Origin of the sequence: Janibacter zhangyanbonis, assembly GCF_050507325.1 — a bacterium.
GTDB lineage: Bacteria > Actinomycetota > Actinomycetes > Actinomycetales > Dermatophilaceae > Janibacter.
In genome coordinates, this window is record NZ_CP191481.1 from 1,806,281 (window position 1) to 1,831,250 (window position 24,970).

The 24,970-nt window shown below is 71.7% G+C and carries 29 protein-coding genes and 1 tRNA gene; 12 read left to right on the top strand and 18 right to left on the bottom strand.

Annotated features, from left to right (window positions below; all coding sequences use genetic code 11):
• The first annotated feature begins 5 nt into the window (after nt 1-5).
• Complete coding sequence (gene metH, locus ACQBJO_RS08815; RefSeq protein WP_430407095.1) at nt 6-3,728, top strand: methionine synthase; 3,723 nt, start codon at nt 6-8, stop codon at nt 3,726-3,728.
• Nucleotides 3,725-4,549 carry a RecB family exonuclease gene (locus tag ACQBJO_RS08820; protein ID WP_421008314.1) on the top strand — a complete coding sequence of 275 codons (825 nt, stop codon included), beginning with the start codon at nt 3,725-3,727 and terminating at the stop codon, nt 4,547-4,549. The genes metH and ACQBJO_RS08820 overlap by 4 nt, the downstream gene beginning before the upstream one ends.
• Here ACQBJO_RS08820 and ACQBJO_RS08825 read toward each other — a convergent pair.
• Nucleotides 4,546-5,184, bottom strand: a complete 639-nt coding sequence (locus tag ACQBJO_RS08825) for an HAD family hydrolase (protein ID WP_430407175.1) — start codon at nt 5,182-5,184, stop codon at nt 4,546-4,548. The two genes, ACQBJO_RS08820 and ACQBJO_RS08825, sit on opposite strands and share 4 nt — an antisense overlap.
• Before the next feature lie 79 nt (nt 5,185-5,263).
• Between ACQBJO_RS08825 and ACQBJO_RS08830 the strand changes: the two genes are divergently transcribed.
• The gene (locus tag ACQBJO_RS08830) at nt 5,264-6,121 is read left to right on the top strand and encodes a PAC2 family protein (RefSeq protein ID WP_255183449.1); all 858 of its coding nucleotides are present in this window, start codon (nt 5,264-5,266) and stop codon (nt 6,119-6,121) included.
• Nucleotides 6,122-6,126: 5 nt separating this feature from the next.
• Here ACQBJO_RS08830 and mshC read toward each other — a convergent pair whose 3' ends face one another.
• From mshC to ACQBJO_RS08850, 4 genes are read right to left on the bottom strand one after another with little or no spacing between them, the layout of a single operon-like run.
• Entirely contained in the window at nt 6,127-7,368 is a 1,242-nt protein-coding gene (mshC, locus tag ACQBJO_RS08835) for a cysteine--1-D-myo-inosityl 2-amino-2-deoxy-alpha-D-glucopyranoside ligase (RefSeq protein WP_421008315.1), read from the bottom strand.
• Between the two features lie 59 nt (nt 7,369-7,427).
• Nucleotides 7,428-8,216, bottom strand: coding sequence for an SCO1664 family protein (locus ACQBJO_RS08840; protein ID WP_421008316.1), 789 nt, complete (start codon nt 8,214-8,216; stop codon nt 7,428-7,430).
• Nucleotides 8,217-8,218: 2 nt separating this feature from the next.
• A complete protein-coding gene (locus ACQBJO_RS08845) occupies nt 8,219-8,746 on the bottom strand; it encodes a DUF3090 domain-containing protein (RefSeq protein ID WP_255183452.1) in 528 nt (175 codons plus the stop codon).
• The gene (locus ACQBJO_RS08850; protein WP_421008317.1) at nt 8,743-9,459 is read right to left on the bottom strand and encodes an MSMEG_4193 family putative phosphomutase; all 717 of its coding nucleotides are present in this window, start codon (nt 9,457-9,459) and stop codon (nt 8,743-8,745) included. The genes ACQBJO_RS08845 and ACQBJO_RS08850 overlap by 4 nt, the downstream gene beginning before the upstream one ends.
• A gap of 48 nt (nt 9,460-9,507) precedes the next feature.
• Between ACQBJO_RS08850 and corA the strand changes: the two genes are divergently transcribed.
• Nucleotides 9,508-10,512 (top strand): magnesium/cobalt transporter CorA, encoded by a 1,005-nt coding sequence (corA, locus tag ACQBJO_RS08855; protein WP_421008318.1) that lies wholly within the window; start codon nt 9,508-9,510, stop codon nt 10,510-10,512.
• Between the two features lie 10 nt (nt 10,513-10,522).
• On the opposite strand, the gene ACQBJO_RS08860 is transcribed toward corA, so the two are convergent.
• The gene (locus ACQBJO_RS08860; RefSeq protein WP_421008319.1) at nt 10,523-10,837 is read right to left on the bottom strand and encodes a primosomal protein; all 315 of its coding nucleotides are present in this window, start codon (nt 10,835-10,837) and stop codon (nt 10,523-10,525) included.
• A gap of 38 nt (nt 10,838-10,875) precedes the next feature.
• Here ACQBJO_RS08860 and ACQBJO_RS08865 point away from each other — a divergent pair, with 38 nt between their 5' ends.
• On the top strand, nt 10,876-11,076 hold the full coding sequence (locus tag ACQBJO_RS08865; RefSeq protein WP_421008320.1) for a DUF5703 family protein: 201 nt from the start codon (nt 10,876-10,878) through the stop codon (nt 11,074-11,076).
• A 9-nt stretch (nt 11,077-11,085) separates the two neighbouring features.
• On the opposite strand, the gene ACQBJO_RS08870 is transcribed toward ACQBJO_RS08865, so the two are convergent.
• The 4 genes from ACQBJO_RS08870 to ACQBJO_RS08885 all read right to left on the bottom strand — a co-directional run bounded on the left by ACQBJO_RS08870 (nt 11,086) and on the right by ACQBJO_RS08885 (nt 13,411).
• A complete protein-coding gene (locus ACQBJO_RS08870) occupies nt 11,086-12,411 on the bottom strand; it encodes a M20/M25/M40 family metallo-hydrolase (protein WP_255183456.1) in 1,326 nt (441 codons plus the stop codon).
• 29 nt (nt 12,412-12,440) lie between these two features.
• The gene (locus ACQBJO_RS08875) at nt 12,441-12,686 is read right to left on the bottom strand and encodes a hypothetical protein (protein WP_255183457.1); all 246 of its coding nucleotides are present in this window, start codon (nt 12,684-12,686) and stop codon (nt 12,441-12,443) included.
• 110 nt (nt 12,687-12,796) lie between these two features.
• Nucleotides 12,797-12,882, bottom strand: a tRNA-Leu gene (locus tag ACQBJO_RS08880).
• A 115-nt stretch (nt 12,883-12,997) separates the two neighbouring features.
• The gene (locus tag ACQBJO_RS08885) at nt 12,998-13,411 is read right to left on the bottom strand and encodes a VOC family protein (RefSeq protein ID WP_255183458.1); all 414 of its coding nucleotides are present in this window, start codon (nt 13,409-13,411) and stop codon (nt 12,998-13,000) included.
• Nucleotides 13,412-13,468: 57 nt separating this feature from the next.
• Between ACQBJO_RS08885 and ACQBJO_RS08890 the strand changes: the two genes are divergently transcribed.
• From ACQBJO_RS08890 to ACQBJO_RS08900, 3 genes are read left to right on the top strand one after another with little or no spacing between them, the layout of a single operon-like run.
• Nucleotides 13,469-14,236, top strand: a complete 768-nt coding sequence (locus tag ACQBJO_RS08890; protein ID WP_421008321.1) for a HipA family kinase — start codon at nt 13,469-13,471, stop codon at nt 14,234-14,236.
• Nucleotides 14,233-14,613, top strand: a complete 381-nt coding sequence (locus ACQBJO_RS08895; RefSeq protein ID WP_421008322.1) for a DUF3037 domain-containing protein — start codon at nt 14,233-14,235, stop codon at nt 14,611-14,613. The genes ACQBJO_RS08890 and ACQBJO_RS08895 overlap by 4 nt, the downstream gene beginning before the upstream one ends.
• Before the next feature lie 49 nt (nt 14,614-14,662).
• Nucleotides 14,663-15,208 (top strand): YbhB/YbcL family Raf kinase inhibitor-like protein, encoded by a 546-nt coding sequence (locus tag ACQBJO_RS08900; RefSeq protein ID WP_421008323.1) that lies wholly within the window; start codon nt 14,663-14,665, stop codon nt 15,206-15,208.
• A 35-nt stretch (nt 15,209-15,243) separates the two neighbouring features.
• Here ACQBJO_RS08900 and ACQBJO_RS08905 read toward each other — a convergent pair whose 3' ends face one another.
• The 7 genes from ACQBJO_RS08905 to ACQBJO_RS08935 form a co-directional block, all read right to left on the bottom strand.
• Nucleotides 15,244-15,477: a DivIVA domain-containing protein gene (locus tag ACQBJO_RS08905; RefSeq protein ID WP_421008324.1), complete on the bottom strand. Its 234-nt coding sequence runs from the start codon at nt 15,475-15,477 to the stop codon at nt 15,244-15,246.
• Entirely contained in the window at nt 15,474-16,283 is an 810-nt protein-coding gene (locus tag ACQBJO_RS08910) for a TrmH family RNA methyltransferase (RefSeq protein WP_421008325.1), read from the bottom strand. The genes ACQBJO_RS08905 and ACQBJO_RS08910 overlap by 4 nt, the downstream gene beginning before the upstream one ends.
• Nucleotides 16,284-16,292: 9 nt before the next feature.
• A complete protein-coding gene (locus tag ACQBJO_RS08915) occupies nt 16,293-17,018 on the bottom strand; it encodes a TSUP family transporter (protein WP_421008326.1) in 726 nt (241 codons plus the stop codon).
• Nucleotides 17,015-17,788 (bottom strand): sulfite exporter TauE/SafE family protein, encoded by a 774-nt coding sequence (locus ACQBJO_RS08920; RefSeq protein ID WP_421008327.1) that lies wholly within the window; start codon nt 17,786-17,788, stop codon nt 17,015-17,017. Before ACQBJO_RS08920 ends, ACQBJO_RS08915 begins: the two co-directional genes overlap by 4 nt.
• A gap of 54 nt (nt 17,789-17,842) precedes the next feature.
• Nucleotides 17,843-19,021: an SPFH domain-containing protein gene (locus ACQBJO_RS08925; RefSeq protein WP_421008328.1), complete on the bottom strand. Its 1,179-nt coding sequence runs from the start codon at nt 19,019-19,021 to the stop codon at nt 17,843-17,845.
• Nucleotides 19,022-19,048: 27 nt separating this feature from the next.
• Nucleotides 19,049-19,498, bottom strand: a complete 450-nt coding sequence (locus ACQBJO_RS08930; protein WP_255183467.1) for an NfeD family protein — start codon at nt 19,496-19,498, stop codon at nt 19,049-19,051.
• Nucleotides 19,499-19,602: 104 nt separating this feature from the next.
• Nucleotides 19,603-20,388 (bottom strand): ABC transporter ATP-binding protein, encoded by a 786-nt coding sequence (locus tag ACQBJO_RS08935; RefSeq protein ID WP_255183468.1) that lies wholly within the window; start codon nt 20,386-20,388, stop codon nt 19,603-19,605.
• Between the two features lie 38 nt (nt 20,389-20,426).
• Between ACQBJO_RS08935 and ACQBJO_RS08940 the strand changes: the two genes are divergently transcribed.
• Both ACQBJO_RS08940 and ACQBJO_RS08945 read left to right on the top strand, forming a co-directional pair.
• Entirely contained in the window at nt 20,427-21,182 is a 756-nt protein-coding gene (locus ACQBJO_RS08940) for a hypothetical protein (protein ID WP_421008329.1), read from the top strand.
• A complete protein-coding gene (locus ACQBJO_RS08945; RefSeq protein ID WP_421008330.1) occupies nt 21,182-21,700 on the top strand; it encodes a GNAT family N-acetyltransferase in 519 nt (172 codons plus the stop codon). The genes ACQBJO_RS08940 and ACQBJO_RS08945 overlap by 1 nt, the downstream gene beginning before the upstream one ends.
• Here the strand turns inward: ACQBJO_RS08945 and glgA are convergent.
• Entirely contained in the window at nt 21,673-22,869 is a 1,197-nt protein-coding gene (glgA, locus tag ACQBJO_RS08950) for a glycogen synthase (protein WP_421008331.1), read from the bottom strand. The genes ACQBJO_RS08945 and glgA overlap by 28 nt on opposite strands.
• Before the next feature lie 86 nt (nt 22,870-22,955).
• Here glgA and glgC point away from each other — a divergent pair, with 86 nt between their 5' ends.
• Nucleotides 22,956-24,203, top strand: coding sequence for a glucose-1-phosphate adenylyltransferase (gene glgC / locus ACQBJO_RS08955; RefSeq protein WP_421008332.1), 1,248 nt, complete (start codon nt 22,956-22,958; stop codon nt 24,201-24,203).
• A 44-nt stretch (nt 24,204-24,247) separates the two neighbouring features.
• A complete protein-coding gene (gene serB / locus ACQBJO_RS08960) occupies nt 24,248-24,943 on the top strand; it encodes a phosphoserine phosphatase SerB (RefSeq protein ID WP_421008333.1) in 696 nt (231 codons plus the stop codon).
• Nucleotides 24,944-24,970 lie beyond the last annotated feature (27 nt).

Consider the following 24,970-nt stretch of genomic DNA (forward strand, 5'->3'; position numbering starts at 1 on the left):
ACCAGGTGACCGACACCGCCCTTCGCCCCGACGCCACCGCCGAGCTGAAGGAGACGCTGGCCCAGCGTGTCCTGATCATGGACGGGGCGATGGGGACGATGATCCAGCGGCAGGGGCTGTCGGAGGCGGACTTCCGCGGGGAGCGCTTCGCCGACTGGGGCAGCGACCTGCAGGGCAACAACGACCTGCTGGTGCTCACCCAGCCCGAGCTCATCACCGAGCTGCACCGGCAGTACCTCGAGGCCGGTGCCGACCTCATCGAGACCAACACCTTCAACGCGCAGCGGATCTCGATGGCCGACTACGGCATGGAGGACCTCTCCCGGGAGATCAACGTCGAGGCTGCGCGGCTGGCCCGTCTGGCCGCCGACGAGTTCACCGCCCAGGACCCGTCGCGGCCGCGCTGGGTCATGGGTGCGCTCGGCCCGACGAACCGCACCGCGTCGATCTCGCCGGACGTCAACGACCCCGGCAAGCGCAATGTCACCTTCACCGAGCTCGTCGACGCCTACCTCGAGCAGGCCCGCGGCCTCGTCGAGGGCGGGGTCGACCTGCTCATCGTCGAGACGATCTTCGACACGCTCAACGCCAAGGCCGCGATCTTCGCCCTCGAGACGCTCTTCGAGGAGCACGGGCGGCGCTGGCCGGTCATCATCTCGGGCACGATCACCGATGCCTCCGGCCGCACCCTCACCGGGCAGACGACCGAGGCCTTCTGGAACTCCGTTCGCCACGCCCAGCCCCTCGCCGTCGGGCTCAACTGCGCGCTCGGCGCCGAGGAGCTGCGCCAGTACGTCGTCGAGCTGGGCCGGGTCGCCGACACCTTCATCTCGGCCTACCCCAACGCCGGGCTGCCCAATGCCTTCGGCGAGTACGACCAGGACCCGGAGTACATGGCCGGCCTCGTCGCGGAGTTCGCGACCTCCGGGCTGGTCAACCTGCTCGGCGGGTGCTGCGGCTCCAGCCCCGAGCACATCGCCGCCATCGCGAAGGGGGCGGCCGCCGCTCCCCCGCACGTCCCGGTCGAGGTCGAGCCGGCCCTGCGCCTGTCGGGCCTCGAGGCCTTCAACGTCACCGCCGACAGCCTCTTCGTCAACGTCGGCGAGCGGACCAACGTCACCGGCTCGGCGAAGTTCCGCAAGCTCATCGAGGCCGACGACTACCCGGCCGCCCTCGCGGTCGCGCAGCAGCAGGTCGAGAGCGGCGCCCAGGTCATCGACATCAACATGGACGAGGGGATGCTCGACGGCGAGGCCGCCATGGGCACCTTCGTCAACCTCGTCGGCTCCGAGCCGGACATCTCGCGTGTGCCGCTGATGATCGACTCGTCGAAGTGGCACGTCATCGAGACCGGCCTGCAGCGCACCCAGGGCAAGCCGATCGTCAACTCGATCTCGATGAAGGAGGGCGTCGAGCCCTTCGTCGAGCAGGCCCGGCTGTGCCGCAAGTACGGCGCGGCGATCGTCGTCATGGGCTTCGACGAGGAGGGGCAGGCCGACAACCTCGAGCGGCGCAAGGAGATCGCCCAGCGGGCCTACACGATCCTCACCGAGGAGGTCGGCTTCCCCGCCGAGGACATCGTCTTCGACCCCAACATCTTCGCCCTGGCGACGGGCATCGAGGAGCACGCCGAGTACGGCACCGACTTCATCGAGGCGACCCGGTGGATCAAGGACAACCTGCCGCACGCGCTCGTCTCCGGCGGCGTCTCCAACGTCTCCTTCAGCTTCCGCGGCAACAACCCCGTGCGCGAGGCGATCCACGCCGTCTTCCTCTACCACGCCATCGAGGCGGGCATGGACATGGGCATCGTCAACGCCGGCGCCCTCGTCCCCTACGACACGCTCGACCCGCAGCTGCGCGAGCGGATCGAGGACGTCGTGCTCAACCGGCGCGAGGACTCCACCGAGCGCCTGCTCGAGATCGCCGAGGAGCACCGCGGCAGCGGTGCCGTCGCGGAGGCCGCGACCGAGGAGTGGCGCGAGCTCCCCCTTCGCGAGCGGATCACGCACGCACTGGTCAAGGGCATCGACACCCACGTCGTCGACGACACCGAGGCCCTGCGCGTCGAGATCGACGAGGCCGGCGGCGAGCCGCTCGAGGTCATCGAGGGGCCGCTCATGGACGGCATGGGGGTCGTCGGCGACCTCTTCGGCGAGGGCAAGATGTTCCTCCCGCAGGTCGTGAAGTCGGCCCGGGTGATGAAGAAGGCCGTCGCCCACCTCATCCCCTTCATCGAGGCGGCCAAGAAGCCCGGCGACGCCAGCCGCTCCAAGGGCCTGATCGTCATGGCGACGGTCAAGGGCGACGTCCACGACATCGGCAAGAACATCGTCGGCGTCGTGCTGCAGTGCAACAACTACGACGTCATCGACCTCGGGGTCATGGTGCCGACGCAGAAGATCCTCGAGACGGCCAAGGAGCACGACGCAGACGTCATCGGCCTGTCGGGCCTGATCACGCCGTCGCTCGACGAGATGGTCGGGGTCGCCTCGGAGATGCAGCGCCAGGGCTTCGACATCCCGCTGCTGCTCGGTGGTGCGACGACCTCGCGCGCCCACACGGCCGTCAAGGTCGACCAGCAGTACGACGGGCCGGTCGTGTGGGTCAAGGACGCCTCGCGCTCGGTCCCGGTGGTCAGCCAGCTGCTCAGCCCGACGGCGAAGCCCCAGCTGCTCGAGGAGGTCTCGGCCGACTACGAGGCCCTGCGTCGGCGGCACGCCAACAAGCAGGGCGACCGACCGCTGCTGTCCTACGAGGAGGCCCTCGAGGCGCGCACGCCCGTCGACTGGTCGGCCGAGCAGCCGCACCTGTCGGGCGTGAGCCCGACCCGGCAGGTCTTCGTCGACTACGACCTCGCCGAGCTGCGCGAGTACTTCGACTGGCAGCCCTTCTTCAACGCCTGGGAGCTCAAGGGGTCCTTCCCCGACATCCTCAACAGCCCGGCGACGGGCGAGGTCGCGCGCAAGCTCTACGACGAGGCGCAGGCGATGCTCGACCGGATCATCGAGGAGCGCTGGCTGACGGCGAAGGGTGTCATCGGGCTCTTCCCCGCCAACGCCGTCGGTGACGACATCGAGATCTACACCGACGAGTCGCGCTCCCAGGTCGCGCACACCCTGCACATGTTGCGCCAGCAGGGGCAGCACCGTGCGGGCGTGCCCAACCGGTCGCTCGCCGACTTCGTCGCCCCCCGGGACACGGGCATCAAGGACTGGGTCGGCGCCTTCGCGGTGACGGGCGGCATCGGCGCGCAGGAGCGCATCGCGCAGTTCAAGGCCGACAACGACGACTACAACGCGATCCTCCTCGAGGCGCTCGCCGACCGCTTCGCCGAGGCCTTCGCCGAGCGCATGCACGAGCGGATCCGCACCGAGATCTGGGGCTATGCCCCCGACGAGCAGCTCGACAACCGTCAGCTCATCAAGGAGCAGTACGCGGGCATCCGACCCGCACCCGGCTACCCGGCCTGCCCCGACCACACCGAGAAGCAGACGCTGTGGAAGCTGCTCGACGTCGACGAGATCGGCATCGAGCTCACCGAGGGCATGGCGATGTGGCCCGGCGCCTCGGTGTCCGGCTGGTACTTCGGCCACCCCGACAGCCAGTACTTCGTCGTGGGCCGGCTGGGCAAGGACCAGGTCGAGAGCTACGCCGAGCGCAAGGGCTGGACCCTGGCCGAGGCCGAGCGCTGGCTCGGGCCCAACCTCGGCTACGCGCCGGAGTGACCCCGAGCATCTCGCCGTCGCGGGCGGCCGACTTCAAGCAGTGCCCGCTGCTCTACCGCTTCCGCTCGATCGACCGGCTCGACGAGGCACCGTCACCGGCGGCGGCCAGGGGCACCCTCGTGCACGCCGTGCTCGAGGAGCTCTTCGACCTGCCCGCGGCCGAGCGCACTCCGGAGGCTGCTGTCGGGCTGCTGCCTGGCCGGTGGCAGGCGCTCGTCGACGACCGGCCCGAGCTCGCCCAGATGATCCTCGACGATGCAGCCCTCACCGAGGAGTCGTGGTTCGCCGAGGCGGCGAAGCTCGTCGAGCGGTGGTTCACCCTCGAGGACCCCTCGAGGCTCGAGCCGTCTCGACGTGAGGTCAAGGTCGAGGTCGAGGTGGACGGGCTGACCCTGCGCGGCATCATCGACCGGGTCGACGTGGCGCCGACGGGCGAGGTGCGCATCGTCGACTACAAGACCGGCCGCTCCCCCTCCGAGCGCTTCGAGGGCAAGGCGCTCTTCCAGATGAAGTTCTACGGCCTCGTGCACTGGCGCACCACGGGACGGGTGCCGGACCTGCTCCAGCTCGTCTACCTGCGCGACGGCCAGGTCATCCGCTACGTCCCCGACGAGGCCGACCTGCTGGCCCTGGAGCGCAACGTGCGCGCCGTGTGGCAGGCGATCGAGCAGGCCACGGCCACCGGCGACTTCCGGCCCAACCCGTCGCGGCTGTGCAGCTGGTGCGACTTCAAGGCGCTGTGCCCGGCCTTCGGCGGGACACCGCCGCCTCTCCCCCCTTCGCCTGCGACGGAGGAGACCACGGACGCCGCGCGACCCTAGGGCCGCGCGACCTCCCCCAGTGCCAGCGGCACCAGGTCGAAGGGGGTGAGCCCGGCGAGCGTGTCGACGCGGACCGAGCCCGGGATGTCCGGGATCTCGACGATGTGCGGCACGGCGAGCGTCGGCACGCCGGCAGCCGTCGCGGAGCGCACGCCGGTCGGCGAGTCCTCGATGGCGATGCAGGCTGCCGGGTGCACGCCGAGCTTCTCCGCAGCGGTGGCATAGGGCTCGGGGTGCGGCTTGCCGTGGGTCACGAGGTCACCGGTGACCATGAGGCCGAAGGAGCCCGACTCGGTGGCCTCGACGACGGCACCGGCGAGGTCGGTCCACGACATCGTCACGAGCGCCTGCGGGATGTCGAGCTCACGGCACGCGGCGAGCAGCTCACGTGCTCCGGGGCGCCACGGCACCTCCTGGGCGATCTGCTCGACGACCCGGGACTGCAGCCGGTGGACGACCTCCTCGGCGGGCAGGTCGACGGGCGAGTTGTCGAGGATGAACTGCGCGGAGACGAGGAGCGGGTTGCCGACGAGCTGGACGGCCAGCTCGTGGGTCCACGTACCGCCGAACTCCTCGACGAGCTCGTGCTCGGCGGTGATCCAGTAGGGCTCGGTGTCGACGAGGGTGCCGTCCATGTCCCACAGGACGGCGGCGGGCAGGGCGGCGGGCTCGGTGCTCACAGGCGCCAAGATTACGCGTCGTAGGGTGGTGGTCGTGATCGAGATCGAGGACCTGCCCGAGCTGCACGACCCGGTGATGATCTGCGCCTTCGAGGGCTGGAACGACGCCGGCGAGGCTGCCTCCCGGGCGATCGAGCACCTCGGGAGTCTGTGGGACGCCGAGACCGTCGCGGCCATCGACCCGGAGGACTACTACGACTTCCAGGTGACCCGCCCGCGGGTGATCAACCAGGGTCAGGGGCGCGGCATCCACTGGAACACCACGCGCATCCTGCTGGCCTCCCCCGACAGCCTCGGGCGCGACGTCCTGCTCGTCACCGGCATCGAGCCCTCCTTCCGGTGGCGTGCTTTCACCACCGAGCTGCTCGACCTCGCCGCGGCCAACGGCGTCACGACCGTCATCACCCTCGGTGCCCTGCTCGCGGACGTCGCCCACTCCCGGCCCATCCCCGTCGTGTGCACGAGCGAGGACGAGGCGGTCGCCTACAAGCACGACCTCGAGCCCGCCCGCTACGAGGGCCCCACCGGCATCACGGGCGTCGTGGCCGACGGGGCCCACCAGGCGGAGATGGTCTCGATCTCGGCCTGGGCGAGCGTGCCGCACTACACCTCTCAGGTCCCGTGCCCCAAGGCCTCGCTCGCCCTGCTCAGCCAGCTCGAGGACCTGCTCGACACGGTCATCGACCACGGTGACCTCGAGGAGGAGGCGCAGGCCTGGGAGCGCGGCGTCGACGAGCTGGCCAGCACCGACGAGGACGTCGCCGAGTACGTCTCGGCCCTCGAGAGCGCGCAGGACACGTCCGAGCTGCCCGAGGCGAGCGGCGACGCGATCGCCAAGGAGTTCGAGCGCTACCTCCGTCGTCGCGGCGACGGCACCGACAACCCCGCCTGACCGCCTCAGAGGCGGATGCCGAGGAGGGCGTCGATCGCCCGCGCCAGCTCGCCGGGCGCGGAGCGCACCTCGCCCGGGCCCGCGAGCGACTGCTCGGCCCAGGCGTCGACCGCCCGCAGCGCGGTGGGGGTGTCCAGATCGTCGGCGACGGCCTCGCGGATCGCGGCAATGGTCGCGGTCGCATCGGGGCCACCATCGGTGGAGAGCCCGGCGCGCCAGTGCTCGAGGCGCTCCTGGGCGCGGGTGAGGTCCTCGGCCGTCCACTCCCACTCACCGCGGTAGTGGTGCGCCAGCAGGACGAGGCGGATCGCCATCGGGTCGACGCCCTCCGAGCGCAGGGTCGACACCCGCACGAGGTTGCCCTTGGACTTGCTCATCTTCTCACCGTCGTAGGCGACCATCGCCTGGTGCGCCGTGTGCCGGGCGAAGGGCCGCTCCCCCGTGATCGCCTCGGCCTGGACGACCGACATCTCGTGGTGCGGGAAGACGAGGTCGGTCCCGCCGCCCTGGACGTCGACGTGGTCACCGAGGTGCTCCATGGCGATCGCCGTGCACTCGATGTGCCAGCCGGGACGCCCCCGGCCGAGCTCGCCTGCGTCCCAGGCGGGCTCGCCCTGACGCTCGCCGCGCCAGAGCATCGGGTCGAGCGGGTCGCGCTTGCCGGGGCGCTGGGGGTCGCCGCCGCGCTCGGCGGAGAAGGCGAGCATCGTATCGCGGTCGAGGTGGCTCAGCTCGCCCAGTCCGCCGGCGGCGGCCAGGTCGAGGTAGGTGTCGCGGACGCCGTCCTCGACGACCTCGTAGGTCACCCCGAGCGCGACGAGCCGCTGGACCGCGGCGATGATCGTCGGCATCGACTCCATGACGCCCATGAAGTGGTCCGGCGGGATGACGCCGAGTGCGGTCATGTCCTCGAGGAAGAGGGCGATCTGGTCGCTGCCGAGGTCACGCCAGTCGACCCCGTCGCGCGCGGCCCGCTCGAAGAGCGGGTCGTCGACGTCGGTGACATTTTGCACGTAGGTCACCGCGCGCCCACCGTCGCGCAGCGCGCGACCGACGACGTCGAAGGTGACGTAGGTGGCCGCGTGCCCCATGTGCGTCGTGTCGTAGGGCGTCACGCCGCACACGTAGAGACTCGCCGTGCCCTCGGGCTCGACGGGGGCCACCTCGCCCCGGGCCACGTCGTGGAGGCGAAGGGAGATCGGCTCTCCGGGGACGACGGGCAGGTGGGGTGCAGGCCAGGCTCTCACCCGGACAGCCTACGAGGTCGGCGAGGTGATCACGCCAGCGCCCGAGACGCGGTGCGGCCTCACAGCGGAGGCCACGGGATCGCCGGCCAGTCGCCGGTGGGCACCGGGTGCGAGCCTGTGGTCAGCAGGCTCTCGACGCGGCCCCGCAGCGCCTCGATCTCGGTCGGCGTGATGAGCTCGACGAGCTCGGCCACCACCTCGGGTCGCGACAGCTCGCCGTCGAGACGCGACAGGCGCTCGAGGTCCCCAGCAGTGAGCGGGTCACCTGCCCAGCCCCACAGCACGGTCCGCAGTTTGGGCTCCTCGTGGAGGCTCACTCCGTGGTCGATCCCCCACAAGCCTCCGTCGTGCTCGAGCACGTGACCGCCCTTGCGGTCGGAGTTGTTGAGCACCGCGTCGAGCACGGACATCGAACGCAGCCGGGAGTCGTCGGGGTGCGACAGCAGCAGGGGCGCACCGGTCTCGTCCTCCCCCTCGAGGACGACGAGATTGCCCTCGGGCACGGCACCGGGTGGGGTGACGGCCACCGGCGTCGGGCACAGGCTCGTCGGCTCACCGACCCACCGCTGGACGGAGCCCGGCCCGGCCGGTCCGTCGCGCCACACGGTCTCGGGCACGAGCCCGAAGCCGCCGAGGGCGTCGGTGCGCCACGCGGCGACCTCGCGGGCGGCGAGCGAGCCGTCGGGGAAGTCCCACAGCGGGCGCTCGCCGTCGACCGGCTTGTAGGCGACGGTCACCGCGGGCCCGCCGGCTGAGCGCACCTCGGCGACGAAGACGGCATTGCTCGCCAACGGGTGCCGTCCGAGGACGACGAGCTCCCCGTCGGTGAGCGAAGGGGGTGACGCCACCGTCAGCGCTTGTAGCCGTTGGCACGCGGGCAGATGTGCCCGTCGGCATCGACCGCCCCACCGCAGAAGGGGCAGGCCGGACGCCCGGCGCGCACGACCGTCTCGCACCGGCGGGCGAAGGCACGCGCCTGCGCCGGCCCCAGCGACACCCGCAGGCTGTTGAGGTCGGGCGTGGCCTCGAGCTCGTCGACCTCGTCGGGGTCGTGGTCGTGGGCCTCGATGAGCACGACGTGCCGGTCGTCGTCCCACGACAGGGCGAGGGCCTGCACGCGGAAGTCCTCGGAGATCGGGGTGTCGAGCGGGGCGTTGTCGGCCGCCTCGGCCGCGGCCGCGACGGTCGCCTCGAGCCCCGCGACCTGGTCGAGCAGCTCCCCGATGCGCTCGGCGAGGACCTGGGCGTGCAGCTTCTCGAGCGACACCTGCACGCGTCGGCTCTCGTCGCTGGCCTGCAGGAAGAAGGTCCGCTGCCCGGGTGGGCCGACGGTGCCCAGGACGAAGCGCTCCGGGGGGTCGAACTCGACGACGGTCATGACGTCGACCCTAGTCCTGCCCCGCCGCCGACGACCGCGTCCCCCGCTGCCGGGGTGTCCGGAGCAGGGGGCGGCGGCTTCAGCGCGGAGCTGCCGGTGTCGTTGCTGCGCAGCAGCATCGGCCGGCTCTCGGTGTAGTGCACGACGGAGATGGAGGCCGGGTCGACGTGCAGCCGCTGGAAGTCGTCGAGCGGGGTGCCCACGGCATCGGCGAGCACCGCCTTGATGACGTCGCCGTGGCTGACCGCGGCCCACACCGCGTGCGCACCGTGCTCGGCCGTGACCGCGGCATCGATCTCTCGGACGGCCGCGACGGCGCGGTCGGACATCGCCTGCATCGACTCACCGTCGTAGTCGTCGCCGGCGGGGAAGGTCACCCGGCTCGGTGTGTCCTGCACGACCCGCCACAGCGGGTCCTTGGCGAGCTCGGAGATGGCCCGACCGGTCCACGCGCCGTAGCGGCACTCCCCCAGGCCCTCGTGGACCTGTGCCTCCAGCCCGAGCGCCGCGAGCAGCGGCTCGGCCGTCTCGCGGCAGCGCTGCAGCGGCGAGGTCGCGACGTGGACGAAGGGGGTGTCCTCCAGCCGCTCGACGAGCCGGGCGGCCTGCTGCCGGCCGGTCTCGTCGAGGGAGACGCCGGGGGTCCAGCCCGCCAGCACTCCCTTCGTGTTGGCCGTCGACCGTCCGTGCCGGATGAGGATGCAGTACGCCACGCCCCTCACACTAGGCGCCCCGGGCGCTGCGCCTGAGACGATGCCCGGGTGATCGTCGACCAGGCCCGCTACAGCGACGGGCGCCGCCTCCCCTGCACCGACATCGGAGCCAGCCTCCACGAGATCCGGACGCAGGGCAGTCGTGACTTCCTGTGGATCGGCATGCGCGACCCATCTTCCGAGACCTTCGACGAGGTGTCCGAGCAGCTCGGGCTGCACCCGCTCGCCATCGAGGACTCGGTCAAGGGTGACCAGCGGCCGAAGGTCGAGCGCTACGGCGACGGTCACTTCGTCGTGCTGCGTCCGCTGCGCTACGTCGAGGCGACGTCCGACGTCGAGTCCGGCGAGATCATGGTCTTCATCGGCCCCGGCTACATCGTCACCATCCGCCGTGGCGAGGCCAGCCCGCTCGCCGGTCTGCGCAGCCGACTCGAGACCGACGACCACGAGGCGCTGCAGCACGGCCCGTGGGGCGTCTTCTACGCGATCATCGACTTCGTCGTCGACCAGTACCTCGACATCGAGGACGAGCTGCAGCGCGACCTCGACGACATCGAGGCCAGGGTCTTCTCACCCGACGAGCAGGTCGACACCGAGGAGATCTACGCCCTCAAGCGCGAGGTGCTGGAGTTCAAGCGAGCCGCGGTCCCGCTGAGCCGTCCGCTCTCCCAGCTCATCGGGGTCGACACCCCGGTGCCGACGGACGAGCTGCGGCTGTACTTCCGCGACGTCTACGACCACGTCACCCTCGTCATCGACAACACCGAGTCCCAGGACCGGCTGCTCTCCGACGTGCTCAACGCGCACCTCGCGCTCGTCGGCGTGCAGCAGAACCAGGACATGCGCAAGATCTCGGCGTGGGCCGCGATGGCGGCGCTGCCGACGATGGTCGCCGGCGTCTACGGCATGAACTTCGAGGGGATGCCCGAGCTCACCGCGAGCGTCGACGTCTCCGGCCACGAGGTCTACTACGGCTACCCGCTGGCCCTGCTGGCGATGGTGCTCATCTGCCTCGGGCTCTACCGGCTCTTCAAGCGCTCCGGCTGGCTGTGAGCCACCGGGCTCAGGACCGGTCGTCGTCCCGGTCGTAGTCCTCGTCGTCGAGACCCGAGTAGGACTGGTCGTCCTCGTCGTCGTCGTAGTCGTCGTCCGACTCGTCATCGTCGTCGACCATGAACTGCTCGTCGACGACGACCAGCGGGGTCATCTCGCCGGTCGCGTCGTGGAGGGCGTCGTCGTAGGCCTCGAAGGCATCGGCCAGGTCCTCGTAGGCGGCGACGACCGTCGGGTCGTCCTCGCCGCGACGCTGGGACGAGGCCTCGAGGTGACGCTCGAAGGCGGCGATCAGCTGGTTCAGGGCGGGGCGCGGGTCGCTCATGGGCATGACGCTACCCGTCATGGGCGACAATGGCACCGATGGCTGAGTACGAGTTCCGCACGATCGTCTTCCCGCGCGATGCCGCACGCTCCGCGATCCGTCAGGAGCTGGCCGACCACGCCGAGTACGGCCGGTGGGAGCTGCACCGCACGGTCGTCTACATGAGCGGCAAGCAGCGGGCATGGTTGCGGCGCAAGATCATCCGCGTGCCACGCCCGCCGATGCTGCCCACTCCCTGAGCCGGGACGTCAGCAGTCCTCGACGAGGCGCCACAGCACCCGCGCACCGAACTCCAGGGACTCCAGCGGCACCCGCTCGTCGATCCCGTGGAACATCGGGGCGAAGGGCAGGTCCGCGGGCAGCCGCAGCGGCGCGAAGCCGTAGCCGACGACCCCGAGCGCCTCGAGCGCCTTGTTGTCCGTCCCGCCGGAGAGGCAGTAGGGCAGAATCGTCGCCTCCGGGTCCTCCCCGAGCAGCGCGGCGCGCATCCTGTCGACGAGCTCGCCGTCGAAGGGCGCGTCCAGCGAGATGTCACGGTGGTCGACGACCACCTCGACGTGCTCCCCGGCGAGCTCGCGGATGGTCGCCATGAGGTCCTCCTCGTGGCCGGGGAGGAAGCGGCAGTCCAGCGAGGCGCTCGCGGTCTGCGGTACGACGTTGTGCTTGTAGCCGGCGTCGAGCATGGTGACGTTGGCCGTGTCCTGCAGCGCGCCGCGGACGAAGCCGGCGGCCGGCCCGATCCGCTCGAGCAGCGCCTCGGCGTCCTCGTCGCTGTAGCCGACACCGGTGAGCTCGCTCAGCCCGTCGAGCAGGCCGCGGACGCTGGCGATGAACTCACGGGGCCACTTGTGGGCGTCGATCCGGGCGATGGCCTCGGCGAGGTGGACGATCGGGTTGTCCGAGGTCGGGACGGAGCCGTGACCGGCCGTGCCTTTCGCCTCGAGCCTGAGCCAGGCGATGCCCTTCTCCGCGGTCTGGAGGAGGTAGGCCCGGCGGGGCTCCCCCTTCGCGTCGTCGACGGTGACGCTGTAGCCACCGACCTCGCTGATCGCCTCGGTGACGCCGTCGAAGACCTCGCGGTGCTCACGGACCATGAACTGGCTGCCGAGGACGCCACCGGCCTCCTCGTCGGCGAAGAAGACGAAGAGCAGGTCGCGCGGCGGGACCGTGCTGGTCCGCGCGAGGTGCCGCAGGCAGGCGAGCATCATCGCGACCATGTCCTTCATGTCGACCGCGCCGCGGCCCCAGAGGCACCCGTCACGCTCCACGCCGTCGAAGGGGGGAACGCTCCAGTCCTCGGCGTGCGCCGGCACGACGTCGAGGTGCCCGTGGATGCACAGGGCGCCGCGGTCACGGTCGGCGCCGGCGATGCGCACCGCCACGGTCGTGCGACCGGGCTCGGACTCGAAGACCTGGGGCTCGAGGCCGACCTCGCGCAGCTGGGCGACGACGTAGTCGGCGGCCTCGCGCTCCCCCGGGCCGTCCTGGCCGGGGCCGTAGTTGCTCGTGTCGATCCGCAGCAGGTCGCGGCAGATGCGCACGACCTCCTGCTCGGGCGCGGTGGTCTCGCTCATGTCGGCAGCGTACGTGCCCCGGGTGGTAGTCAGGGGGCGCGGTAGGGGTTGGCCGGCTCCTCGCCGAGGGTCCACCACTGCGCATCGCCCCACTGCCGGGCCATCTCGCGGCCGGCCTCGAAGCCCTGCTCCCAGGCCACGGCGGGGTCGGGCAGGCACCCGGCATCGCGCAGCGCCTCCGCCACGGCCAGGCTCTCGTCGAGCCCGAGGAAGGTCACCTCGGCGACTGCCCGCCGGACCACCTCGGCCGCGTGCTCGATGCGGGGATCGGTCATCGTCACTCTCCCTTCGTGTGATCGTCCGTCCTACCAGACGCAGGCAGCGATCGCCCTCGGACAACGCGATCGGCCCCCCGCTCCGAGGAGCGAGGGGCCGATCCGATCTGTGTCCGAGGGGGGACTTGAACCCCCATGCCCTAATACGGGCACTAGCACCTCAAGCTAGCGCGTCTGCCAATTCCGCCACCCGGACGAGTGGTGCATCCGGCGGTTGGGAACCACCGGGGCAACGACGTGAAACTTTACACGCGGATGTCGTGAGTGCGAAATCCGCTGCGACACGACCCCGCCCGCACCTCGAGAACCGGTCAGGACGGGGTCTGCGCCGCCTGCTCGGGTGCGCCGACGTAGAGGCAGAAGGGGTGGCCGGCGGGGTCGATGATCACCCGGACCTCCTCCTGCGGCTGGTGCTCCGACAGACGGCCACCGAGGCGCAGCGCGGCGCTGACCGCGGCCTCGAGGTCGCTCACCTCGATGTCGAGGTGGATCTGCATCTGCTGGTCACCGGGCTGGGCCGGCCACACCGGCTCCACGTGGTTGCGCTCGAGCTGGAAGCCGAGGTAGACGTGGGAGCGCTCCGGCGCGATCGTCGCCCAGTCCTCCTCGTCGCTGTGGATCGTCCAGCCGAGGACCTCGGCGTAGAAGCGGGCGAGCCCCCGGGGGTCGGGCGTGCCGATCACGGTGCCGAGGTAGTCGTGGGGCGGGCGGCGTCCTGGAAGCATGCCTTCCACCATTGCCTGAAGTCGGGGGTCGGGGCAAACCGTGCATAGTCTGGGGCCGTGCTCGAGACCGTCACCGCGACCCGATTTGCGGTCCCCCTGCGCGAAGGGGGGTCCCTCCCCGGCCTCGTCGACGCCGACGACCTCGGCATGTACGTCGTGAAGTTCCGCGGCGCCGGTCAAGGGCTCAAGGTGCTCGTCGCGGAGGTGCTCGTCGGCGAGATCGCCCGCGCCCTCGACATCCCGGTCCCCCGCCTGGCCGTCGTCGACCTGCCGCGCGACATCGCCCGCTACGAGGCCGACGAGGAGGTCCAGGACCTGCTGACGGCCTCCGTCGGGACCAACCTCGGTCTCGACTACCTGCCGGGCAGCTTCGGCTACGACGGCAGCCGGCCTGCGACCCGCGAGCAGGCGGAACCGATCGTCTGGCTCGACGCCTTCACCGCCAACATCGACCGCACCTGGGCCAACCCCAACCTCCTCGTGTGGGGTGGCAACCCCTGGGTGATCGACCACGGTGCCGCGCTCTACTTCCACCACGCCTGGGCCCGCCGTGCTCCCGACGCCGCGCGCTTCGCCCGGCAGCCCTACGACGCCAGCGACCACGTCCTCGCCGACCTCGTCGACGACCTCGCCCCGACCCACGCAGACCTGGCCTCCCGGCTCACCGACGACGTGCTCGCCGCGATCGTCGACCTCGTCCCCGCGGAGTGGCTCGAGACCGGGGAGCACCTCCCTTCGCCCGATGCGGTCCGAGAGGCCTACGTGCAGCACCTCACGGCCCGCCGCGACCACCCCTCCGCCTGGCTCCCCGGAGGTGGCCGATGACCCGTCACCCCTACCAGTACGTCGTCCTGCGCTGCGTCCCCCGGGCCGAGCGCGAGGAGTTCATCAACGTCGGCATCGTCCTGCGCAGCCAGTCCGCCGACCACCTCGAGGCCGCCTTCGCCGTCGACGCCGACCGGGTGCGTGCGCTCGCCCCCGATCTCGACCTCGACGAGCTCGACGCCGCGCTGCGGACGGTCTGCGCGGTCGCCTCCGGCCGGGAGGGCGGCGGGCTGCCGCGACTCGGCGACGACGGGCGCCGCTTCGGCTGGCTGAGCGCCCCCCGGTCCACCGTGGTGCGACCCGGGCCGGTCCACAGCGGGCTCACCGACGACCCTGCCGCCGAGGTGCAGCGGCTCCTCGACCGCCTCGTCCGCTGACGCCGCGGGCCGCCTTGACGCGTGCCCGTGACGTCCTAGGGTCGGGGTCATGGACCTCACGCGACCGACCGCACCGGCCCCCTACGACCTCCTCCCGCCGACGGCCTCCTTCGAGGTGACGAGCGAGAGCTTCACCGACGGTGGCGATCTCGCCGACGCCCAGGTCTTCGACGACTGGGGCTTCAGCGGGGGCAACCTCAGCCCCCAGCTCAGCTGGTCGGGTGCCCCGGAGGGGACCAAGGGCTACGCGGTCTCCTGCTTCGACCCGGATGCACCGACGCCCGCCGGCTTCTGGCACTGGACCGTCGTCGGGCTGCCCGCCGACACCACCTCCCTCCCCGAGGGCGCCGGCACCGAGGGCGGCACGCAGCTGCCCGAGGGCGCCTTCATGACCGCGACCGACTACGGCACCAAGGCGTTCGGCGGAGCGGCCCCGCCGCAGGGCGACATCGCCCACCGCTACGTCTTCGCTGTCCACGCGCTCGACACCGACGACCTGGGCATCGACGACTCCGTCTCGTGCACCGTCGCGGCCTTCACCTACCTCCAGCACACGATCGGGCGCGCCGTCATCACCGGCATGTACCGCAGCTGACGCTGCAGCACCCACGCCGCGCGGCGGGTCGGCCCCTACTGACCGGGCAGGCCCGCCGCGAGCTCGTCGAGGAAGGCGTCGACCTCGGCCATGTCGTAGCCCTGGCCGAAGCGGGTGGGGCGGAAGACCGCACTCGCGACGTCCGGCACCGGCTGGCCGGTCGAGAGCGCGTGGAAGACCCGGTCGAGGAAGTCGTCGACATCGGCCACGGCATAGCCCTCGCGCCAGCGGGTCGGGGTGAACTGCGGGCGGGCGGCACCGGCGCTCATCGCACCCTCAGCTCCCAGGCGGCGACGGCCCCGGCGGCCGCGACGTTGAGGGAGTCGACTCCCCCGGCCATCGGGATGGTCACGGTCACGTCCACGTGCCCGAGGGTACGCCGGGCCAGCCCGTCGCCCTCGGTGCCCAGCACGAGGGCGAGGCGCTCCGGCGGGTCGGCGGACAGCTCGTCGAGCGAGACCGCGTCATCGGCCAGGGCCAGCGCCGCGACGGTCCACCCGGCTTCCCGCAGGTCCTCGATGCCCGCAGGCCACGGTTCGATCCGGGTCCATGGCACCTGGAAGACCGTGCCCATCGAGACGCGGATCGCCCTGCGGTACAGAGGGTCTGCGCATCGCGGCGTCACGAGGACGGCATCGGTGCCCAGGGCTGCCGCGGAGCGGAAGATCGCCCCGACGTTGGTGTGGTCGACGACGTCCTCAATGATCAGCACCCGCCGTGCGCCGTCGAGCACCTCCGCGAGCGTCGGCAGCTGCGGACGGTGCATCGAGGCCAGCGCGCCGCGGTGGAGGTTGTAGCCGGTGATCCCCTCGATGACCTCGGCCGACCCGGTGTAGACCGGCACCCCGTTGGCCTCGGCGTCCGCCACGACGTCGGCGAGGTCGGTGAGCCAACGCTCCCCCATGAGCAGCGCCCGGGGCCGGTGCCCCGCGGCCAGCGCCCGGCGGATGACCTTTTCGCTCTCGGCGAGATAGAGCCCACCGGCGGGCTCGAGCACCCGTCGCAGCTTGACGTCGGTGAGTCCGACGAAGTCCCGCAGCCGCTCGTCGGTGGGGTCGGTGATCGTGATCGGCACCTGAGCAGGCTAGACGAGCGCCCGGGCGATGACGCTGACGCTCGCGATGACGCAGAAGACCAGGACCCCCCGGCGCACCGTCTCCGGAAGGATCCGTCGGCGCACCGGTCCGGCGAGCAGGTGCCCCACGAGGACGAAGGGGGCCCACAGCAGTCCCGCACGGATGTCCTCGGCATCGACCTGGCCCCCGATGGCCAGACCCGTCATGCCGATGACGGTGCCCATGAGGAAGAAGGCGGCCAGCGTCCCCCGGAGCCGCTCGGGCCGCTCGTGCTGCATTACGAGCGCGAAGAAGGGGCCACCGATCGAGGCCGCGGTCCCGGAGACGCCGGTGATGGCACCGGCGAGGGCCGAGTTGCGCCGGTCGAGGCGGATGTCGACCGCCCACACCGAGGCCGCGACGGAGACGAGGATGAGCACGCCGACGGTCACGGCGATCACGTCGGCCGGGGCCACCGCGACGACCAGCACCCCGAGCGGGGTGGCGAGCACGCGTGCGCCGAGGGCCCACCCGAGGTGACGCCACGCGATGTCACGCGCGCCGCCCAGCAGCTGCAGCACGGGCAGGAAGAAGACGCAGACGATGAGCGAGGCCGGCATGAGATCGGGTCGGGCCGTGACGACGAAGGGGGCCGCGACGACCGCGATCCCGAAGCCGATCGTCGACTGCACCATCGCCCCGATGGCGACGACGACGCCGAGGGCGAGGATCGTGGGGTCCAGGATCTCGGTCACGGGAAGAAGACGAACTTCACCAGGCCCGCGACGCCGACGACGACGATGACGGCCCGCAGCGCGTTGGGGGGCAGGCGTCGACCGTAGCGGGAGCCGAGGACTCCCCCGACGATGGCGCCGACCCCGACGAGGGCGGCGATCCGCCAGTCGATGAGGTCCGGCGCGGTGATGATGAAGACGAGCGAGCCGACCGCGTTGACGAAGAGGCCGAGCAGGTTCTTCAGACCGTTGAGGGACTGCAGCGGCTCGGTGGACAGAGCCGACAGCAGGCCGATGAGGATGACGCCCTGGGCGGCACCGAAGTAGCCGCCGTAGACGCCGGCCACGAGCACGCCCGCCATGAGCGCGACGAGGTGGCTCGTCGGCATCGAGCCGCCCTCCTCGTGCCGTGACCTCGTCCAGGCCTGCAGGCGGGGACCGAAGATGACGAGCAGGATCCCGATGCCGATGAGCACCGGCACGATCGCCTCGAAGGCCTCGGGCGGCAACCACAGCAGGAGCAGTGCACCGGTGATCGCGCCGAGCACGGACATCGGCACGAGCTGGGCGACCCGCCGCCCCATGCCCTTGAGCTCGGGGAGGTAGCCGATGGTGCCGCTCACTCCCCCGGCGACCAGGCCGATGGAGTTGGAGACATTGGCCGTGACGGCCGGTGTCCCCAGAGCGAGCAGCACGGGGAAGGTCACGAGGGTCCCGGACCCGACGAGGGTGTTGATCGCTCCCGCCCACACCCCCGCGAGGACCACTGCACCCATCTCCAGCCACGACACCCGGCCACCCTAGTGAGGGCGGGCCGGGTGTCGTGGAGCGGGGTCGCGGTGTGGTCAGCGGGCCGCGTCGGGCCCCTCGGTCGACTCGGCGGCGTCCGTCTGCGCGGGGGCCGGGGGCTGCCCGGCGGGTGCCTCGGTCGGCTCCGGCAGCCGGACCCCGGGGCCCTTCGCCGGCTGGACCCGCGAGGCGGGCGTCGCGTGCTCGGTGGCCTCGCGGCTGGCCTGACCGGCCTGACCGCGCGCCTCGGCGAGGGCGTCGCCCGGGTCCTCGAGCGCAGTCTGGTCGAAGACGTTGGCGTCCTCCGGGCCGGGGTCGACCCACTCCTCCGAGTCCAGACCCCCCTTCGGCCCGTCGCCGTCGCCGCCACCGAGCGCACCACCGATGCCGCGCAGGGCGTCGGTCAGCTCGCTGGGGATGATCCACATCTTGTTGGCGTCGCCCGTCGCGATCTGCGGCAGCACCTGCAGGTACTGGTAGGCGAGCAGCTTCTGCGTCGGCTTGCCACGGTGGATCGCGTCGAAGACCTGCTTGATCGCCCGCGACTGCCCCTGGGCCTCGAGGACGGCCGCCTGGGCGGAGCCCTCGGCGCGCAGGATCGCCGACTGCTTCTCACCCTCGGCGGTGAGGATCTGCGACTGCTTGACGCCTTCGGCGTTGAGGATCGCGGCGCGACGGTCACGCTCGGCCTTCATCTGCTTCTCCATCGACTCCTGGATCGACATCGGCGGGTCGATCGCCTTGAGCTCGACCCGGTTGACCCGGATGCCCCAGCGGCCGGTCGCCTCGTCGAGGGCGCCGCGGAGCTGGCCGTTGATCTGGTCACGGCTGGTCAGCGTCTGCTCGAGGTCGAGCGAGCCGATGACATTGCGCAGCGTCGTGACGGTCAGCTGCTCGATGCCCTGGATGAAGTTGGCGATCTCGTAGACGGCCCGCTTGGAGTCGATGACCGTGTAGTAGATGACCGTGTCGATGTTGACCACGAGGTTGTCCGAGGTGATCACCGGCTGCGGCGGGAAGCTGACGACCTGCTCGCGCAGGTCGATGCTGGCGCGCACCTTGTCGACGAAGGGCACGAGGATGTGGATGCCCCCCTCGAGCGTGCGCGAGTAGCGACCCAGGCGCTCGATGATCAGCGAGGTCTGCTGCGGGACGATGCGCACCGTCTTGAAGAGGATGACGAGCGCGAAGACGAGCAGCGCGAGCAGGAAGATGAGGATTCCGGCGCTGTCCATGGGCGAGTCCTTTCGTGGAGGGTCAGGTCAGGGGGTCTTGGTGACGATCGCGGTCGCGCCGTCGATCGACACGACGCGGACCTCGTCACCCGGCATGCACGGCTGCGCCCCGTCGGGGACGCGGGCGCTCCACGTCTCACCGGCGAGCCGGACCCGCCCGTCGGTCTCGGTGACGGTCTCGAGGACACGGGCCTGACGGCCGGCCAGGGCACCCGACCCGATGTCCGCGGAGGCGGCTGGATCGGTGAACTGCCGCTTGACGATCGGGCGCACCACCGCGATGAGCAGCAGCGCCACGGCCACGGCCACGACGATCTGCACGACGACGGGTGCGCCGAGACCGGCGGCCAGCGCCCCGACGAGGGCCCCGCCGAAGAGCATGACGAAGACGAAGTCGACGGTGGCCGCCTCGATCGCGATCAGGACGAGCGCCAGGCCCAGCCACGCCAGCCAGAGGTTGTCCCCGAGCCACTCCATGTATTGCCCCCTAGGTCGTGCGTCGAGCCCCCATCATGTCAACCGCACCCCGACGAAGAGGGATCAGCCCACCGGTCGTGACCACAGCGTGTCCGGCACCGGCCTCAGGAGCGCGCGCGGGCCGCCCAGCGCTGCCCGTGCTGCTCGAGCACGAGGTCGAGCCCGAAGGTCTCGGAGAGGTTGGCCTCGGTGAGCGTGATCTCGAGCGGGCCCTGCGCGACGACCTGACCCTCGCGCAGGAGGAGCACGTCGGTGAAGTGCGGCGGGATCTCCTCGACGTGGTGGGTCACCATGACGAGCGCAGGGGCCTCGAGGTCACCGGCGATCTGGCCGAGCCGGCCGACGAGGTCCTCGCGGCCACCGAGGTCGAGGCCTGCCGCTGGCTCGTCGAGGAGCATCAGCTCGGGGTCGGTCATGAGGGCCCGGGCGATCTGCACCCGCTTGCGCTCGCCCTCGGAGAGGGTGCCGTAGGTGCGGTCGGCGAGGTGGCCCGCGCCGAGGGCCTCGAGCAGCTCGAGGGCCCGCGCGTGGTCGAGGCCGTCGTAGGACTCGCGCCAGCGGCCGACGACGCCCCAGGAGGCGGTGACGACGACGTCGGCCACCCGCTCGCGGCCGGGGATGCGCTCGGCGAGCGCCGCCGAGGCCAGACCGATCCGGGGCCGCAGCTCGAAGACGTCGACGGCACCCATCACCTCGCCGAGGATCCCGACGACCCCGCGGGTCGGGTGCATGCGCCCGGATGCGAGCTGCAGCAGCGTCGTCTTGCCGGCGCCGTTGGGCCCGAGCACGACCCAGCGCTGACCCTCCTCGACCTCCCAGTCGATCTCGGACAGCAGGGTGGATCCCCCGCGGACCACGGTCGCACCGGCCAGGGCGAGGACATCACTCATGGACCCGACCCTAACCGTCGCTGACTACCATCTGTCAGATGCCCGAGCTGCCCGCATCCGTCCGTGTCGCCGCCTGGGTGACGCACGCCTGGGCGGGCGGCGTCACCCTCACCGAGGCCGTCGAACGGGCCCTGCCCGACGTCGACCACACCGAGGGCCTCGTCGAGCAGCTGCGGCTGTGGCGCGACCTCGGCGAGGCGGCGGTGCTCGTGGCCCTGCCCTCTCCCGGCGACCTCGCCGGGCTGCCGCGCTGCGGCCCGATCGCGACCGATGCCGCGGCCGACGCCGGGGAGGCGCTCTACGTCGCCGGGCTCGGCGGCCTCCTCGTCCCGAGCGTCTCGACCTTCGGCTCTGCGGGGGCCGAGGGCCTGCGCATCGACTGGATGGCCCACGACGCCGACCCCGTGCCCCCGCACCGCATCGAGGCGCTCGAGCCCTCGCAGCTCGAGCGCCACCTGCGCCGCCGGCTGCTCCTGGCCATCGACGAGCTCGACGCGGTGGGCGGCACCCCGTGGGCCGACGAGATCGCCCGCGACCTCGTCGACGAGCGTCTCGGCACCGACTGGGCCCTGCCCACCGCGCTGCCGGAGCGGGCCCGCAAGGTCATCGCGCTCGCCGGCACCGTCTCGCTCGCGGCCGAGGTGGGCCTGCAGGCCTCCGGCGCCCTCACGGCTGCGGGTGACGAGTCGCGCGCCGTCGCCCTTCGCTCCTTGCGGCGGGAGAGCGAGCGGACCCTCGCCGACGCGACCAATGCCGCCTGCGCAGCGATGGCCGGTTGGGTGCCGAGCCGGTGATGCGCACGCTGACCACGTCTCGCCTGCGGCTGGAGCCGATCGTCGCGCGGGACCTGGACTTCCTCGTCGAGCTCGACGGCGACGCGCAGGTCCTGCGCCACATCCTCGGGCGGGCCCGCACCGAGGCGGAGGCGCGCGACTTCTGGACGCCGCAGATCCCCGGGCCGATGTGGGTCGGGTACGTCGAGGACGAGCCCGTCGGCTGGTGGTCCCTGTGGCCGCGCGAAGGGAGTGCCGCCGAGCTCGGCTACCGGCTCGCCCGCCGCTGGTGGCGGCAGGGTCTGGCCGTCGAGGGGGCGAGAGCCGTGCTCGCAGAGTGCTTCGCCGACCCCGGCCTCGACGTCGTGCGCGCCGAGACGATGGTCGTCAACACCGGCTCTCGCGGCGTCATGCGACGCCTCGGGATGCGCGAGGTGCGCATCGAGGTCCGCGAGTGGGAGGACCCGCTGCCCGGCGCCGAGCTCGGCGAGGTGATCAGCGAGATCACCCGTCAGGACTGGGCAAGCACCGTCTCGTAGACCGCCATCGTCCGATCGCCGATGCTCGTCCAGCTGAAGTGCTCGACCGCACGCTGCCGCCCGGCGAGACCACGTTCGCGCGCCCGCCCGGGGTCGGACACGGCGTCGACGAGGGCCGCCGCGAGGTCGGCCTCGAAGCGCGCCGGGTCGACCGGCGCGCCGGTGCCGTCCTGGACCTGCTCGATCGGCACGAGCCACCCGGTGACGCCGTCGTCGACGACCTCGGGGATCCCGCCGGTGGCCGTTGCGACGACCGGCAGCTCGCACGCCATGGCCTCGAGGTTGACGATGCCGAGAGGCTCGTAGACCGACGGGCAGGCGAAAACCGTCGCCGCGGTCAGCAGCGCGATGACCTCGGCACGGGGAAGCATCTCGCTGATCCACACCACCCCGTCCCGCCGCGCCCGCAGCTCGGCGACGAGGGCCTCGACCTCCGCGAGGATCTCCGGGGTGTCGGGGGCGCCGGCGCAGAGCACGACCTGCACCTCGGGCGGCAGCTCGCGCGCCGCGCGCAGCAGGTGCGGCAGGCCCTTCTGCCGGGTGATTCGGCCGACGAAGACGACCGAGGGGCGGTCGGGGTCGACGCCGTGGCGCCGCACGACGTCGAGGTCGGGCGCGGGCTGCCACAGCCGGGCGTCGATGCCGTTGTGCACCACGTGGACCTTGTCGGGGTCGATCGCAGGATAGCTGCGCAGGATGTCGGCCCGCATGCCGTGGCTGACCGCGATGACGCCGGCCGCTGCCTCGTAGGCGGTGCGCTCGACCCACGACGAGAGGGCGTAGCCGCCACCGAGCTGCTCGGCCTTCCACGGGCGCAGGGGCTCGAGGCTGTGCGCCGAGACGACGTGCGGCACGCCGTGCAGCAGGCTCGCCGTGTGGCCGGCGAAGTTGGCGTACCAGGTGTGGCTGTGCACGAGGTCCGCTCCCCCGCAGTCGGCCGCCATGGCCAGGTCGACGCCCATCGTCGTCAAAGCGGGGTTGGCCCCCTGCAGACCCTGCGGGTCGGGATAGGCCGTCGTCCCCCCTTCGTCCCGCGGGGCGCCGAAGCACCGCACCCGCACGTCCGTGTCACCCCGCTCCCGCAGGGCCCGGGTCAGCTCGGCGACATGGACTCCGGCACCGCCGTAGACCGCCGGTGGGTACTCCTTGCTGAGGATGTCGACGCGCACCCTGTCAGCCTAGGGCGAGGGGGCGGACAGGGACACCGGCGAGCCACTAGGTTGGCCCTGACAACAGCACCGCGAAGGGAGTCGACATGGTCCGCAGGGGTCAGCCCAGTGTCCTGACGATCGTCCTCGCGGGAGGTGAGGGCAAGCGGCTGATGCCGCTCACCGCGGACCGGGCCAAGCCGGCCGTGCCCTTCGGCGGGATCTACCGGCTCGTCGACTTCGCGCTGAGCAATGTCGTCAACTCCGGCTACGCCAAGATCATCGTCCTGACGCAGTACAAGTCGCACAGCCTCGACCGCCACGTCAGCCAGGCCTGGCGGCTGGCCTCCCCGCTCGGTCACTACGTGGCGCCCATCCCGGCCCAGCAGCGCCGCGGCAAGAGCTGGTACACGGGCAGCGCCGACGCGATCTACCAGTCGCTCAACGCCATCACCGACGAGCGCCCGGACATCGTCGTCGTGGTCGGGGCGGACCACGTCTACCGCATGGACTTCTCCGACATGGTCGAGCAGCACCTCGACACCGGCGCGGAGTGCACGGTGGCGGCGATCCGGCAGCCGATCTCGACGGCCGACCAGTTCGGGGTCATGGAGGTCGGCGAGGACGGGCGACGGATCACGGCCTTCCGCGAGAAGCCCTCCGACCCCGTGGGCCTGCCGGACGCACCTCACGAGGTCTACGCGTCGATGGGCAACTACGTCTTCTCGACCGATGCCCTCATGGATGCCGTCAAGCGCGACGCCGAGGCCGACAGCCGGCACGACATGGGCGGCGACATCGTGCCCGACTTCGTCGCGCGGGGCAGCGCCCACGCCTACGACTTCGCCGACAACACCGTGCCGGGGTCGACCGACCGGGACCGCGGCTACTGGCGCGACGTCGGCACGATCGACAGCTACTTCGACGCCCACCTCGACCTGACGTCGATCCACCCGGTCTTCAACCTCTACAACTACAGCTGGCCGATCAACACCAACCACGGCCCCTACCCGCCGGCGAAGTTCGTCCACGCCGACGACGAGCGAGCGGGCGGCGCGACGAACTCGATCGTCTCCCCCGGCGTCGTCGTCTCGGGCGGCCACGTCGACAACTCGGTGCTCTCGCCGGGGGTCTTCGTCCACAGCTACTCCGAGGTGCGCGACAGCGTGCTGCTCGACGGTGTCGACGTCGGTCGGCACGCGCGGCTGCACCGGGTCATCGTCGACAAGGGCGTGCGCCTGCCGGCCGGTATCGAACTGGGCGTCGATGCCGAGGCCGACCGCGCCCGCGGGCTCCACGTCACCGAGTCCGGGATCACCGTGGTCGGCAAGGGGCACGTCTTCGACGCCTCCTAGACTGCGGCCATGCCACGCAGCCACGCAGAGGTCGGGGACCGCCCGTGAGCCGGCTCCCCGGAGAGGGCCCGATCGCCCTCGTCATGGACGTCGACAGCACGCTCATCCGGGACGAGGTGATCGAGCTCATCGCCGAGCACGCCGGCACCCGTGAGGAGGTCGCCGCCGTCACCGAGGCGGCGATGCGCGGTGAGCTCGACTTCGCCGGCAGCCTGCACGCGCGGGTCGCGACCCTCGCCGACCTGCCGGTCGAGGTCCTCGACCGCGTGCGGGCGAGCGTGCGCCTCACCCCCGGCGCCCGCACCCTCGTCACCACGCTGGTCGAAGGGGGTCACACCGTCGGGCTGGTCAGTGGCGGCTTCACCGAGATCGTCGACGACCTGGCCCGCGAGCTCGGCATCCCCACCGCGCGGGCCAACAGCCTCGAGGTGGTCGACGGTCACCTCACCGGCAAGGTGCTGGGCGAGGTCGTCGACCGCGCGGCCAAGGCCGACTTCCTGCGCCGGCTGGCGGCCTCCGCCGGCATCGAGCCGGACCGCACCGTCGCCGTGGGCGACGGGGCCAACGACCTCGACATGATGGCCGCCGCCGAGCTGGGCATCGCCTTCTGCGCCAAGCCCGCGGTGCGCGAGCAGGCGGACGCGAGCATCGACGAGCCCGACCTGCGCCGGGTCCTCGACCTCATCGGCCTCGACCCGCTCCCCCAGCCCGACGACGAGGGCGGCCACCCCCTCGCCTGACCGCCCACCGCCCCACCCAACCCCGCA

What these genes read in the sequence shown, in the direction of transcription:
- ACQBJO_RS08845 (WP_255183452.1), bottom strand. Translation starts at nt 8,746, where the DNA reads ATGACCGTCGTCGAGTTCGACCCCCCGGAGCGCTTCGTCCTGGGCACC.
- ACQBJO_RS08905 (WP_421008324.1), bottom strand. Translation starts at nt 15,477, where the DNA reads ATGAGCGCCGGTGCCGCCCGCCCGCAGTTCACCCCGACCCGCTGGCGC.
- ACQBJO_RS08885 (WP_255183458.1), bottom strand. Translation starts at nt 13,411, where the DNA reads ATGCTTCCAGGACGCCGCCCGCCCCACGACTACCTCGGCACCGTGATC.
- ACQBJO_RS08825 (WP_430407175.1), bottom strand. Translation starts at nt 5,184, where the DNA reads ATGGACGGCACCCTCGTCGACACCGAGCCCTACTGGATCACCGCCGAG.
- ACQBJO_RS08900 (WP_421008323.1), top strand. Translation starts at nt 14,663, where the DNA reads ATGGACCTCACGCGACCGACCGCACCGGCCCCCTACGACCTCCTCCCG.
- ACQBJO_RS08870 (WP_255183456.1), bottom strand. Translation starts at nt 12,411, where the DNA reads ATGAGCGAGACCACCGCGCCCGAGCAGGAGGTCGTGCGCATCTGCCGC.
- ACQBJO_RS08925 (WP_421008328.1), bottom strand. Translation starts at nt 19,021, where the DNA reads ATGGACAGCGCCGGAATCCTCATCTTCCTGCTCGCGCTGCTCGTCTTC.
- ACQBJO_RS08940 (WP_421008329.1), top strand. Translation starts at nt 20,427, where the DNA reads ATGCCCGAGCTGCCCGCATCCGTCCGTGTCGCCGCCTGGGTGACGCAC.
- ACQBJO_RS08895 (WP_421008322.1), top strand. Translation starts at nt 14,233, where the DNA reads ATGACCCGTCACCCCTACCAGTACGTCGTCCTGCGCTGCGTCCCCCGG.
- ACQBJO_RS08860 (WP_421008319.1), bottom strand. Translation starts at nt 10,837, where the DNA reads ATGAGCGACCCGCGCCCCGCCCTGAACCAGCTGATCGCCGCCTTCGAG.
- ACQBJO_RS08930 (WP_255183467.1), bottom strand. Translation starts at nt 19,498, where the DNA reads ATGGAGTGGCTCGGGGACAACCTCTGGCTGGCGTGGCTGGGCCTGGCG.
- ACQBJO_RS08945 (WP_421008330.1), top strand. Translation starts at nt 21,182, where the DNA reads ATGCGCACGCTGACCACGTCTCGCCTGCGGCTGGAGCCGATCGTCGCG.
- ACQBJO_RS08935 (WP_255183468.1), bottom strand. Translation starts at nt 20,388, where the DNA reads ATGAGTGATGTCCTCGCCCTGGCCGGTGCGACCGTGGTCCGCGGGGGA.
- glgC (WP_421008332.1), top strand. Translation starts at nt 22,956, where the DNA reads ATGGTCCGCAGGGGTCAGCCCAGTGTCCTGACGATCGTCCTCGCGGGA.
- ACQBJO_RS08865 (WP_421008320.1), top strand. Translation starts at nt 10,876, where the DNA reads ATGGCTGAGTACGAGTTCCGCACGATCGTCTTCCCGCGCGATGCCGCA.
- ACQBJO_RS08875 (WP_255183457.1), bottom strand. Translation starts at nt 12,686, where the DNA reads ATGACCGATCCCCGCATCGAGCACGCGGCCGAGGTGGTCCGGCGGGCA.